Source organism: Streptomyces adelaidensis (assembly GCF_016598475.1).
In the GTDB taxonomy this organism is placed as follows: Bacteria; Actinomycetota; Actinomycetes; order Streptomycetales; family Streptomycetaceae; genus Streptomyces; species Streptomyces adelaidensis.
Genome location: NZ_JAEMUX010000086.1, coordinates 1 through 12,472, shown reverse-complemented (window position 1 = coordinate 12,472; position 12,472 = coordinate 1). Strand labels below are relative to the sequence as shown.

General features: G+C 70.1%; 12 protein-coding genes and 1 tRNA gene. 6 read left to right on the top strand and 7 right to left on the bottom strand.

Annotation, left to right across the window (positions count from 1 at the left end):
• Positions 1–41: 41 nt before the first annotated feature.
• The 7 genes from I8N67_RS33690 to I8N67_RS33660 all read right to left on the bottom strand — a co-directional run bounded on the left by I8N67_RS33690 (position 42) and on the right by I8N67_RS33660 (position 7,520).
• Positions 42–911 carry an HAD family hydrolase gene (locus I8N67_RS33690; protein WP_200308065.1) on the bottom strand — a complete coding sequence of 290 codons (870 nt, stop codon included), beginning with the start codon at positions 909–911 and terminating at the stop codon, positions 42–44.
• Between the two features lie 313 nt (positions 912–1,224).
• Positions 1,225–2,127 (bottom strand): LLM class flavin-dependent oxidoreductase, encoded by a 903-nt coding sequence (locus tag I8N67_RS33685; protein WP_200308064.1) that lies wholly within the window; start codon positions 2,125–2,127, stop codon positions 1,225–1,227.
• A gap of 158 nt (positions 2,128–2,285) precedes the next feature.
• Positions 2,286–2,834 (bottom strand): RNA 2'-phosphotransferase, encoded by a 549-nt coding sequence (locus I8N67_RS33680; RefSeq protein ID WP_200308063.1) that lies wholly within the window; start codon positions 2,832–2,834, stop codon positions 2,286–2,288.
• 123 nt (positions 2,835–2,957) lie between these two features.
• Entirely contained in the window at positions 2,958–3,905 is a 948-nt protein-coding gene (locus I8N67_RS33675) for a MerR family transcriptional regulator (RefSeq protein ID WP_200308062.1), read from the bottom strand.
• Between the two features lie 44 nt (positions 3,906–3,949).
• Entirely contained in the window at positions 3,950–4,894 is a 945-nt protein-coding gene (locus I8N67_RS33670) for a metal-dependent hydrolase (RefSeq protein WP_200308061.1), read from the bottom strand.
• A complete protein-coding gene (locus tag I8N67_RS33665; RefSeq protein ID WP_200308060.1) occupies positions 4,891–6,675 on the bottom strand; it encodes an SDR family oxidoreductase in 1,785 nt (594 codons plus the stop codon). The genes I8N67_RS33670 and I8N67_RS33665 overlap by 4 nt, the downstream gene beginning before the upstream one ends.
• Positions 6,672–7,520 (bottom strand): M24 family metallopeptidase, encoded by an 849-nt coding sequence (locus I8N67_RS33660; protein WP_200308059.1) that lies wholly within the window; start codon positions 7,518–7,520, stop codon positions 6,672–6,674. The genes I8N67_RS33665 and I8N67_RS33660 overlap by 4 nt, the downstream gene beginning before the upstream one ends.
• A 339-nt stretch (positions 7,521–7,859) precedes the next feature.
• Here I8N67_RS33660 and I8N67_RS33655 point away from each other — a divergent pair, with 339 nt between their 5' ends.
• From I8N67_RS33655 to I8N67_RS33630, 6 genes are all read left to right on the top strand, one after another.
• The gene (locus tag I8N67_RS33655; protein ID WP_200308082.1) at positions 7,860–8,849 is read left to right on the top strand and encodes an ABC transporter ATP-binding protein; all 990 of its coding nucleotides are present in this window, start codon (positions 7,860–7,862) and stop codon (positions 8,847–8,849) included.
• Positions 8,839–9,777: an ABC transporter permease subunit gene (locus tag I8N67_RS33650; protein ID WP_200308058.1), complete on the top strand. Its 939-nt coding sequence runs from the start codon at positions 8,839–8,841 to the stop codon at positions 9,775–9,777. Before I8N67_RS33655 ends, I8N67_RS33650 begins: the two co-directional genes overlap by 11 nt.
• On the top strand, positions 9,774–10,685 hold the full coding sequence (locus tag I8N67_RS33645; RefSeq protein WP_200308057.1) for an ABC transporter ATP-binding protein: 912 nt from the start codon (positions 9,774–9,776) through the stop codon (positions 10,683–10,685). Before I8N67_RS33650 ends, I8N67_RS33645 begins: the two co-directional genes overlap by 4 nt.
• Positions 10,686–10,695: 10 nt before the next feature.
• Positions 10,696–11,415 carry an ABC transporter permease gene (locus I8N67_RS33640; protein WP_200308056.1) on the top strand — a complete coding sequence of 240 codons (720 nt, stop codon included), beginning with the start codon at positions 10,696–10,698 and terminating at the stop codon, positions 11,413–11,415.
• A 162-nt stretch (positions 11,416–11,577) separates the two neighbouring features.
• Positions 11,578–11,940, top strand: a complete 363-nt coding sequence (locus tag I8N67_RS44935; protein WP_443729052.1) for an SGM_3592 family protein — start codon at positions 11,578–11,580, stop codon at positions 11,938–11,940.
• Positions 11,941–12,209: 269 nt separating this feature from the next.
• Positions 12,210–12,293, top strand: a tRNA-Ser gene (locus tag I8N67_RS33630).
• Positions 12,294–12,472: the final 179 nt, after the last annotated feature.

Below are 12,472 nucleotides of genomic sequence, written 5' to 3'. Positions count from 1 at the left end.
TGCGGTGGCTGCGGTGGCTGCGGTGGTCGCAGCCGTCGCGGCTACAGCCGTTCCGCCAGCAACCGCTCGATCACGACCGCCACCCCGTCCTCGTTGTTGGCGACGGTCCGGCCGGAGGCTGCGGCGAGGACGTCCGGGTGGGCGTTGCCCATGGCGTACGACTGGCCCGCCCAGGTGAGCATCTCGACGTCGTTCGGCATGTCACCGAAGGCGACGACCTCCTCGTGGGAGATGCCGCGCTCGGCGCAGCACAGGGCGAGGGTACTGGCCTTGGAGACGCCCGGGCCGCTGATCTCCAGCAGCGCGCTGGGGCTGGAGCGGGTGACGGTGGCGCGGTCGCCGATGGCGATGCGGGCGGCGGTGAGGAAGGCGTCGGGGTCGATCGAGGGGTGGTACGCGAGGATCTTCAGCACCGGCTCGTGATCGGCGACACCGCCCGGCGCCAGCAGCTTCTCGGCGGGGGCGAGGGCGTCAGGGACCTCCATGTGCAGCTTCGGGTACTCGGGCTCCTGGTTGAAGCCGTACGTCTGCTCGACCGCGTACACGCTGCCGGGCGCGGCCTCGCGCAGCAGCCGTACGGCGTCGAGCGCGTTCTCCCGTGCCAGGGCGCGGACCTTGACGAAGCGGTGGTTGCCGGGGCAGCCGTGCAGGTCGACCACAGCGGCGCCGTTGCCGCAGATCGCGAGGCCGTGGCCGTGCACGTGTTCGCTGACGACGTCCATCCAGCGGGCCGGGCGGCCGGTGACGAAGAAGACCTCGATGCCGGCCTCCTCGGCGGCCGCGAGGGCGGCGACGGTACGGGGGGAGACCGATTTGTCGTCGCGGAGCAGGGTGCCGTCGAGGTCCGTGGCTATCAGCCGGATCGGGACGGTCGGGGCCGGGGTCTCGGGCTGTCTCGTCGCTGAGGTCACGGATCCCATTGTCGCGCATATGCGCGCACGGTCGTGCGGGCCCCTGCACAGGTGAGTGATTACCGCCCTCCCGGTCCGCTTCCTGCGCTGTGTGCGCTGTACCTGCGCTGTTACGACTGGCCGGCCTGGTGCGGCCGCGACCGGCTGTCCTCGCGCTGCCACGACCGGTCGTCCGTACGCGGCCCGCACGGCACTTCCCCTTGTGCTCGTACAGCGGTCCCCCGTGTGCCCGCATGGCTGTCGTCCCTGGGCGTACGGCTCGTCGTGCGTGCCCCGGCAGCGACGGCCCCGGCTCCGCCGGTCCCGGGTGCTCTCACGCCAGCTGGGCCGGTGCCTCCATGGCGATGCGCTCGAAGACCTTCTCGTCCGCGGCGAAGTCGGAGTCCGGGATCGGCCAGTGGATCACGATGTCGGTGAAGCCCAGCTCGGCGTGGCGGCCCGCGAAGTCCACGAACGCGTCCAGCGACTCCAGCGGTCGACCGCGGTCCGGGGTGAAGCCTGTGAGCAGGATCTTGTCGAGTCGGGCCGCGTCACGGCCGAGCGCGGCAGCAGTGTCGGCCAGCCTCTCGACCTGCCCGTGAATGGCTTGAACCGACTGTTCGGGGGTGCCCGACTGGTACAGCTTGGGGTCCCCGGTGGTCACCCATGCCTGCCCGTACCGTGCCGCCAGGCGCATCCCGCGAGGGCCGGTGGCGGCCACCGCGAAGGGTAGCCGGGGGAGCTGCACGCAGCCGGGGATGTTGCGCGCCTCGTGGGCCGAGTAGTGGTCGCCCTCGTACGAGACGGAGTCCTCGGTGAGCAGCCGGTCGAGCAGGGGTACGAACTCGGCGAAGTGGTCGGCGCGCTCGCGCGGGGTCCACGGCTCCTGGCCGAGGGCGGTGGCGTCGAAGCCGGTGCCGCCTGCGCCGACGCCGAGGGTGATCCGGCCGCCGGAGATGTCGTCGAGGGAGATCAGCTCCTTGGCGAGGGTCACCGGGTGCCGGAAGTTCGGCGAGGTCACCAGGGTGCCGAGGCGCAGCCGGTCGGTGACGGCGGCTGCCGCGGTGAGGGTCGGCACGGCGCCGAACCACGGCCCGTCCCGGAAGGTCCGCCACGACAGATGGTCGTACGTGAACGCGGTGTGGAACCCGAGCTGCTCGGCCCGATGCCATGTGGCACGGCCGCCCTCGTGCCAGCGGAGGTACGGCAGGATCACGGTGCTCAGACGCAGACTCATATATCGAGCGTAAGCGCAGCCGCCGGATGGTCCGGACCGGTCCGGACGGGCCAGGAATTGTCAGGACCGGTCAGCCTCGGTGGAGGCTGGGCAGGCTCGTAAAAGAACAGGGGGCTGGGGCTGAGGGCTGGGCAGGTCGGGTCTCGGCGGGACCCCGCTCAGTGTGTCTCCGGGAAGCGGAGGTACTCGGGCGGCACGGCCTCGGTCAGCCACACCCCGTTGTCGCTGACACGGAAGACGTGGCCGTCACGGTGCATGGCGCCGGCGTCCACGGAGAGCACCACGGGGCGGCCGCGGCGGGCGCCGACGCGGGTGGCGGTGTCGCGGTCGGGCGAGAGGTGTACGTCGTGGCGGTTCATGGCGCGCAGGCCCTCTGCCTGGATCGCGCCCAAATAGGCGGCCACGGTGCCGTGGTAGAGGTACGGCGGCGGAGGCGCCGGGGGCAGTCCGAGGTCGACCTCGACGGTGTGGCCCTGGTTGGCGCGGATCCGGTCGTCCTCGACCGCGAAGCGCCGCTTGTCGTTGGTCTCGACCACGAGGTCGAGTTCCGCCCGGGTGAAATGGAAGCCGTGGGCGGCGGCCGCCGCGATGAGCGTGTCGATCCCGACCCAGCCGCTCTCGTCGAGCGTGAGCCCGATCCGCTCCGGCTGGTGCCGCAGGTGTTTCGAGAGGTACTTCGACACCCTTGCGGTGCGTCTTTCGTTCATCCCGCCAGCGTGCCTGGCGAGACACGTGTCACGCATCTGATTTCGATCCGGATGTTTGATCCACAGCCAAGTGTAGTTATCCACAGGAAAATTGGAGATTCTGTGGACAACCACACGGTCGATTCAGGTACCTTGACCAAGTTTGTTGCTTTCGTGACCATTTGCTGTGAGCGTGTCCAGGGTTCGTGACTGTACCTCCCGTTCGGCTGCCGCCGCGATGAATGCCGAGGCCTGCTCCGGGCCAACCAGCTTTTCGACGGCTCGCATTGTGGAGACCGGGATCCGTACGACACACAACTCGACCGCAGGCTCGGGGGGTGTCTCCGAACCGAGCTGTCGGCGCAGCTGCCGGGTGGCGAACAGCCGCATCGCGCGAGCGAGTTCCGCGTCCACGGTCTGTTGGGCGAGCGGCCTCAGCCGTCGTACGAGCGTGGCCGCCTGCGCCGCTTCGGCCTCGGTCGGTGGCTGGTGCTGCCCGAGGTAGCGGGCGAAGACGTGCTCGGTGGTGAAGTCCAGGAAACGGGCGGCGATGTGCTCGACCTGGTCCCTCAACTCCCGTAGATGGCCCGAGATCGCGGACAGTGGAACCCCCGCCTCGTACAACTCGGCGGCCACCGCCAGCTCTTGGGGGCTCTGGACGAGGAACAGGTCCTCCTCACCGGGCACGGGCTCCAGGACGCCCAGCTCGACCGCGTCCGCCACCGCCGCCTCGTCCGGAGCACCGCCGAACCGCTCGATCAGCTCGGTCCGCGAGATCCGTACGGCCTCCTCGTCGGTCCACGGTCCGTCCACCTCCGCGACCAGGCCCAGCACCCCGCCGAGGCCGCGGCCCGTGTCCCAGGCCTCCAGGAGCTCCTTGATGGAGGCCAGGGTGTAGCCGCGGTCGAGGAGGTCGGCGATCTGGCGCAGCCTGGTGAGATGCGCGTCCGAGTACACGTTCGCCCGGCCCCGCCGCTCGGGGCGGGGGAGCAGCCCGCGGTCCTGGTAGGCGCGGATCGTCCGGACCGTGGCACCGCTGCGATGCGCCAGGTCCTCGATGCGGTACACGGCCACGGCCGGCTCGTCGTACACGGTCCTCTTGCCTCCTTCTGCCTACTCGAGCTGTCCGCCCGCGACTACGCTGTCGCAGCCCGCGCGATAGCTCCCGCCGCCGACTGTGCCGCGGGCGACTGCGCCAGATACTCGACCGCTCTGCGCAGCGAACCCTCCTGCGCGGGATGGTAGGAGCGGCGCAGATAGCGGGGCACGGCCGCGCCGAGCTCCTTCCACGTGGGCAACAGACCCTTGCGTACGGCCCTGTTGTGAGCGGCGAGCGAATAGCGCAGGCGTCCGGCGAGCTTCGGGTCGTGCCGTATGAGGTACGCGGCTCCCCACGCCCACATGTACAGCATCACCGGCGCGGTGACCGCCGTGCCCGCGACCCGGCGGGTGTAGCGGGGCCGGCCCCGGCCGGCGCAGTGCTGGAACATGTCGAAGGCGACCGCGCGGTGCTCGACCTCCTCCGCGCCGTGCCAGCGCAGCAGGTCGAGCATGACCTCGTCCGATCCGGCCCGGTCGAGCCCTTCGGCGGCCAGCACCCAGTCGCCGAGCACCGCCGTGAACTGCTCTATCGCCGCGATCACCGACAGTCGCAAGCGCAGCCACTCCCGGGGCGGAATCGGCGCTCCGAGGGGAGGGGCCTCGCCGAGCAGCTTCTCGAAGAGGAAGTCGACGTGCCTGGTGAAGTCCGCGGTGTCGAGCCGCTGCGCCGCGAGATGGTTCAGCACATAGGCGTGCTGCACGCTGTGCGTCGCCTCCTGCCCCATGAAGCCCTTGACGTCCCTGAGGAGTTCGGGGTCCCTGACCAGCGGTAGGGCCTCCTTGAACACCTTCACGAACCACCGCTCCCCCGCCGGCAACAGCAGATGCAGCACGTTGACGACGTGGGTGGCGGTGGGCTCGCCGGGTATCCAATGCAGCGGGGTCTTCTCCCAGTCGAAGGAGACCCGGCGCGGGACGATGCGGTAGTGCCCGTTGTCGTTCTCGTGCCCGTCCTCGTGCCGTTCGTCCTGAGGGCTCACAGCGGCGGCTCCAACCGTGCGAGCGCGCGCAGCGCTCTTGGGGCGAGGCGGGACAGAAGACGGCCACCATGTGCCTCGGGGCTGACCGGGACCACGGCCTGGTTGCGTACGACCGCGCGCAGGACGGCGTCCGCGACCTTCTCCGGCGGGTAGTTCCGCAGTCCGTACAGCCGTGCGGTCTTCCGCTGCCGGCGCTTCTCCTCCTCGGCGTCGACGCCGGTGAAGCGCGCGGTCGAGGTGATGGAGGTGTTGACGATGCCGGGGCAGATCGCCGACACACCGATGCCCTGCCCGGCCAGCTCCGCGCGCAGGCACTCGCTCAGCATCAGCACGGCCGCCTTGGAGGTGCCGTACGCGGGCAGCGACCTGGAGGGCAGGTACGCCGCCGCCGAGGCGGTGTTGACGATGTGGCCGCCCTGCCCACGCTCGGCCATCTGCTTCCCGAAGAGCCGGCAGCCGTGGATCACGCCCCACAGATTGACGTCGAGGACCTTCCGCCAGTCCTCGGTGGTGGTGTCGAGGAAGGACCCCGAGAGCCCGATTCCCGCGTTGTTCACCAGCACATCCACCACGCCGTACTCGGCGGCGACCTTCTCGGCCAGCTTCTCCATGGCCTGCTCGTCCGAGACGTCGACCGTCTCGGCCCAGGATTCGGGGGCGCCGATCAGCCGGGACAACTCCGCGGTGCGGGCCGCTCCTTCGGCGTCCAGGTCGACGGCGACCACGCGGGCGCCGGCCTCGGCGAACGCGAAGGCCGTGGCCCGGCCGATGCCGCCGGCCGCGCCTGTGACCAGCACCAACTGCCCGCCGAACCGGTCCGTGTACTTCCCGGTGGCCGTCGGTGCGGGCCGTCCGCCTTCGGTGGCCATGACGAACTCGGTGATCCAGGAGGCCAGTTGATCGGGCCGTGTGCGCGGGATCCAGTGCTTGGCGGACAGGGTGCGGCGGGTCAGCCGCGGAGCCCACGACTCCAGGTCGTCGTAGAGCTGTTCGGAGAGGAACGGGTCTTCCAGGGGTGTGATGAGCTGCACTGGCGCGTGTGCGTACGCGTCGTCACGGGGGTGGGCCAGTCGAGCTCGCATGTTGTCCCGGTACAGCCACGCGCCGTGCGCGGCGTCCGTGGGCAGCGACGGGGTCGGGTAGCCGCCCTGGGGCAGCTTCTCGGCCCGTCGGACCATGCCCGGCCACCGTCTGCCGAGTGGGCCGCGCCAGGCGAGCTCGGGCAGCAGGGGCGTGTGCAGCACGTAGACGTACCAGGACTTGGCGCCCTGGCCGAGGAGTTGGGCGACGCGGCGTGGGGTCGGGCGCTTCATCCGCCGCTTGATCCAGTGCCCCATGTGGTCGAGGGACGGCCCGGACATCGAGGTGAAGGACGCGATACGTCCCTCGGCGCGCTCGACCGTCACGAACTCCCAGCCCTGCACCGAACCCCAGTCGTGCCCCACCAGGTGCACGGGCCGGTCCGGGCTGACCGCGTCCGCGACCGCGAGGAAGTCGTCCGTCAGCTTCTCCAGTGTGAATCCGCCGCGCAACGGCTTCGGCGCCGTCGACCCACCGTGGCCGCGCACGTCGTACAGCACTACGTGGAAGCGCTCCGCGAGCCGTACGGCGACCTCGGACCAGACCTCCTTGGAGTCGGGATAGCCGTGCACCAGCAGCACGGTCGGCTGCGCGCGGTCGCCCAGCTCGGCGACGCACAGCTCGACCCCGTCCGCGCGCACCCGGCGCTCCCGGGCGCCTTCGATCGCCACCGCACCGGTCATGTGTCCCCCTTCGCTCATCGGCACGTCTCCTTCGCCCACCGCCGGACGTGCGGCAGGTCGTCGTCCAGCCAGAACGCGCTCTCCTCGGCGTCCCGGGAGTCGGTGACGACCAGGATCTCCTCGAACTTCGCGCCCGTACCCCGGAAGCCGAGGTGCGGCTCGACCGCCCACAGCCCCGGCTGCGGCGGGTGGTCGGAGAACTGGTACGGCGACCACAGCGGCGACCACCCGTCGCGATGTCCGTGCAGCGCGTCGGCCGCCAGGCCCTTCAAGGACTGGGTGCCGAACCCGAAGACATGCGGTGACGAGCGCCGCTCCTTCACCCGGCCCACCTTGTGCGCGATGACACCGAAGGGATACGCGCGATGCCGGTTGGCGTAGCCCTGGCGGACCATGAGCCGGTCCACGTCCTGGTAGATCTCGCGCAGCGGCCGGCGCTCGCGCACCCCGCGCAGGATCAGCTCGCGGTGCGCCTGGAGGTCCGTAATCAGCTTGTCGTGCAGGGGATTCGGCCCAAGAGAGCCCGAGTAGCCGATGTCCGCCGTGAAGCCCTTGTATATGGGGGCCATGTCGAGGATGAACGGCATGCCCGCTTCGAGACGGCGATCGGTGGGAAAGAACTGCAGCGGTATGCGGAAGCCCACGAACGCCGTGCGGTCCCCGAACCAGGCGAAGGGCAGGTGGAACCAGTCCCGCACCCCGCGCTCGCGCAGCCACCGACGCTGCATCCGCGCCGCCTCACGCTCGCTCACACCCGGCTTCAGCTGGGCCGCGACCGCTTCCGCGCACTCGTACGCGAGGGTCTGCACCTGCCTGAACCCCCGCAGCTCCGCGGTGTGTCCACCTGTCTGTGCCGAGGTCATGCCACTGCCCCACCTGTCTTCATCGACTACGGTCCGTGTGCGCAATATGACACTGATGAATGTGACAGTGATTGGAGGCTGCGTCAATGGGGATGGGCGCGACCTGTGGAAAACGGCGGGCACGGAACGGCGGCGCCGGTCGTTCATCCTCACAGCGACCGCTGTCGCACGGCTCGGATCCATCGGGTTGTTCGACCCCAGGGTGACCCCAGGGTGACCCCTGGGGGGACCGGCGGGTGAGGCCCCCTACGGGCCCGTACGACTCAAGAGTGAGACGGAGACAGCTCTGCGGGGTGACGACCGCGGTGGCACCCCGCCCCTAATGTCGAAAACGTGACTGTGATCGCGACCGAAAGCCTGAGCAAGCGGTTCCCGAGGGTGACCGCTCTTGACCGGCTCTCCGTGGACATCGGACCCGGTGTGACGGGACTCGTCGGTGCCAATGGCGCCGGCAAGTCCACCCTGATCAAAATCCTCCTGGGCCTGTCCCCCGCTTCGGAGGGCCGTGCCGAAGTGCTCGGCCTCGACGTCGCCACGAAGGGCGGCGACATCCGCGAACGTGTGGGGTACATGCCGGAGCACGACTGCCTGCCGCCCGACGTCTCGGCCACCGAGTTCGTCGTGCACATGGCTCGGATGTCCGGACTCCCGCCGACCGCCGCGCGTGAGCGGACCGCGGACACCCTGCGCCACGTCGGCCTGTACGAGGAGCGGTACCGCCCTATAGGCGGCTACTCCACGGGCATGAAGCAGCGCGTGAAACTCGCCCAGGCCCTGGTGCACGACCCGCAGCTGGTCTTCCTGGACGAGCCGACCAACGGCCTCGACCCGGTCGGCCGCGACGAGATGCTCGGCCTGATCCGCCGCATCCACACCGACTTCGGGATCTCGGTCCTGGTCACCTCCCATCTGCTCGGTGAACTGGAGCGCACCTGCGACCACGTCGTCGTGGTCGACGGCGGCAAGCTCCTGCGGTCCAGCTCCACCACGGACTTCACCCAGAGCACGGCGACCCTCGCCATCGAGGTCACCGACAGCGACGAACACCCGGACGGCACCCGCGCGCTGCGCGAGGCGCTCCACTCGCGCGGGGTGACCGTCTCCGAAGGCAGCGGCCTCCCGGGCGCCGGGCACGTCCTGCTCCTGACCGCCCAGGGCGAGGAGACCTACGACCTGATCCGCGACGTCGTCGCCGACCTGGGCCTCGGCCTGGTGCGCATGGAACAGCGCAGGCACCACATCGCCGAGGTCTTCCAGGACAACGACGAACAGACGGGCACTGCGAGCGCCCAGGACGCACGGAAGGAGGCGGTCGGCCATGGCGGTTGAGCAGCACGGTGCACAGGCACCGGCCCTCGCCGGTGAACACCCCGCGCGCGCGGGTGAGCAGAGCCGCATCCACAACATCGGGTACCGCTCCTATGACGGCCCCCGCCTGGGCCGCGCCTACGCCCGCCGCTCGCTGTACTCGCAGTCCCTGCGCGGCGCGTACGGGCTGGGCCGCTCGGCCAAGTCCAAGGTGCTGCCCATGCTGCTCTTCGCGGTGATGTGCGTGCCGGCGGCCATCATGGTGGCGGTCGCGGTCGCCACCCAGGCCAACGACCTGCCCGTCAAGTACACCGACTACGCGGTCATCATGCAGGCCGTCATCAGCCTGTACGTCGCCTCCCAGGCACCGCAGTCCGTCTCGAGGGACCTGCGTTTCAAGACCGTCCCGCTGTACTTCTCGCGCCCGATCGAGACCGCCGACTACGTCCGTGCGAAGTTCGCGGCGCTGACCTCGGCGCTCTTCGTCCTCACCGCCGTGCCCCTGGTCGTGCTCTATGTGGGCGCGCTGCTGGCCGAGCTCGACTTCACCGACCAGACCAAGGGATTCGCGCAAGGACTGGTGTCCGTGGCCCTGCTGTCGCTCCTCTTCGCCGGCATCGGCCTGGTGATCTCGGCGATCACCCCGCGCCGCGGCTTCGGCATCGCGGCCGTCATCGCCGTCCTCACCATCTCCTACGGGGCGGTGTCCGTCGTCCAGGCCATCGCCGACGTGCAGTCCAGCACCGGCGCGGTGCCCTGGCTCGGCCTCTTCTCGCCCATCACGCTCATAGACGGTGTGCAGACCGCGTTCCTGGGCGCCACCTCCGCCTTTCCCGGCGGACACGGACCGTCCAGTGGGCAAGGAGTCGTGTACCTCCTCTTCGTCCTGGGTCTCATCGCCGGTTCCTACGGCCTGCTGATGCGCCGCTACCGAAAGGTCGGGCTGTGACCACGCTCAACATCGACCATGTCTCGCGCTGGTTCGGCAACGTGGTGGCGGTCAACGACATCACGATGACGATCGGCCCCGGCGTCACCGGCCTCCTCGGCCCGAACGGCGCCGGCAAGTCCACTCTCATCAACATGATGGGCGGCTTCCTCGCCCCCTCCACGGGCTCCGTCACCCTCGACGGCACCCCGGTGTGGCGCAACGAGCAGATCTACAAGCACATCGGCATCGTCCCCGAACGCGAGGCGATGTACGACTTCCTCACCGGCCGTGAATTCGTCGTCGCCAACGCCGAGTTGCACGGACTCGGGGCGAAGGCGGCCCAGCGGGCGCTCGCCACGGTGGAGATGGAGTACGCGCAGGACCGCAAGATCTCGACGTACTCCAAGGGCATGCGCCAGCGCGTGAAGATGGCGTCCGCGCTGGTCCACGAGCCGTCCCTGCTTCTGCTGGACGAGCCGTTCAACGGCATGGACCCGCGCCAGCGCATGCAGCTCATGGACCTGCTGCGACGTATGGGCGACGAGGGCCGCACGGTGCTGTTCTCATCCCACATCCTCGAAGAGGTCGAGCAGTTGGCCGCCCACATCGAGGTGATCGTCGCCGGCCGGCACGCGGCGAGCGGCGACTTCCGGCGCATCCGCCGCCTGATGACCGACCGCCCTCACCGCTACCTGGTGCGCTCCAGCGACGACCGGACCCTGGCCGCCGCGCTGATCGCCGACCCGTCGACCGCAGGGATCGAAGTGGACCTGGCCGAGGGTGCGCTGCGCATCCAGGCCGTCGACTTCGGCCGGTTCACGGCCCTGTTGCCGAGGGTGGCCCGGGACCACGGCATCCGTCTGCTGACGGTCTCGCCGTCGGACGAATCCCTTGAGTCCGTGTTCTCGTATCTGGTCGCGGCGTAGGAGGCCCAAGATGTACGACCCCACAGTCGCCCGACTCACCTACCGGGCACTGCTCGGCCGGCGTCGGGCCCTCATCCTCAGCGCGCTGCCCGCCCTGCTGATCGTGCTCGCCGTAGCCGTGCGCGCCCTGAGCGGCGCCGATGATCAAGTGGCAGCGGACCTTCTCGGAGGGTTCGCGCTCGCCACGATGGTGCCGATCATCGGCGTCATCGCGGGAACGGGTGCGATCGGGCCGGAGATCGACGACGGCTCGGTGGTGTATCTGCTGGCCAAGCCGGTGAAACGGCCGACGATCATCTGCACGAAGCTGATCGTGGCGATCGCGGTGACGATGGCGTTCTCGGCCATACCGACACTGCTCGCGGGCCTGATCCTGAACGGCAACGGACAGCAGATCGCGGTCGCCTACACAGTGGCGGCGCTGGTCGCCTCGATCGCGTACGCGGCGATGTTCCTGCTCCTCGGGACGATCACCCGGCACGCGGTGGTCTTCGGGCTCGTGTACGCGCTCGTCTGGGAGGCCCTCTTCGGGTCCCTGGTGGAGGGTGCGCGCACGCTCAGCGTTCAGCAGTGGGCGCTCGCCGTGGCCCAAAAGGTCACCGACGGCGACCTGGTGACCTCCGACGTCGGGCTGCCGACCGCCGTGATTCTGCTGACGGTCGTCACAGCGGGCGCGACGTGGTTCGCGGGCCAGAAGCTGCGGACGTTGAAACTGGCCGGCGAGGAGTGACGGAACCCTCCGGGGTGCTCGGCCCCGGAGGACCATCCTCCTCGTGATCTCGGCGACTTGATCTTGACCAGGGCTTCACGCAGGCCCAGGCACACTGGGCAAGCGGCAAACGAAGGGGCATCCGCGGCCAGGAAGGGCGGCCAGGAGGCGGGAGGAGCGGGGATGACAGCGCAGGTGTCGCCCGAAGGCGGCGAGGCCCAGGGCCCGGTGACGAGCGGTTCGGCCGGGGCGGGAGCGGGGCCGCGGACTGGGCCGGGTGCCCGGACTGGAGCCGGGGCCACGTCGGGGCCCGGAGCCGAGGCCGGTGCCGGACGGGGGCGCGAGGGCGAGGAAGCCTGGGACGACATAGTCCTGGACGAGGACTTCGTACGCACTGCCGGGACGGCCGAGCCGTCGGCGCGGGCCCGGATGCTCGCGGCGCGTTGGCGGCAGGAGGCCCCCGATCCGCAGCCCTGGCGGTCGGACGAGCCGCCCGCCGGATGGCTCTTCAGCAAGGCGCGACGGCGCAGGTGGCGCCGCCGGTGACCGGCCCGCGCGGCGGATATTCGGTGGCGGGCGACTTGGCCTCCGGGCACAGTGGTTGGTGTCCAGGCCGCCGGATCGAGCCGGCGCCAGATTCTGGGAGAGGAGCCCGGCGATGCTGTCCTTCAGGCACGGTACGTCGAGTTCTCTGCGGGGCAGCCCACGACGGGTTCCGGAGTAGTTACCCCTCCGTCGAGTCCGTCCCCCCTGCGGGGAGCTGCCCGGGGCGGCCGCTTCGAGCGCGCGAATCATTTCGCGTGGGCCGCCCACCCGGAGGATTGGCCGAGTGGTAAGGCACCGGCTTGCTAAGCCGTGGTCGGGTTTTGCCCGCGCACGTTCGATCCGTGCATCCTCCGCGATTTCGCTGTCGCTGTGACTTGGCCGTGTTTTGGGCTGGGGGTACGTGTGGGGAGGCTCCCGGGGCTGTGCTGAGCGCCGGGAGCCTTTTGGTTGAGCACCCTTTGCCGGGGTTGGGCTTGGGGGTGGGTTCGCTCACCGGCACTGGCCGGGTGCCGCTGCGCCCACCCGTGCCGCC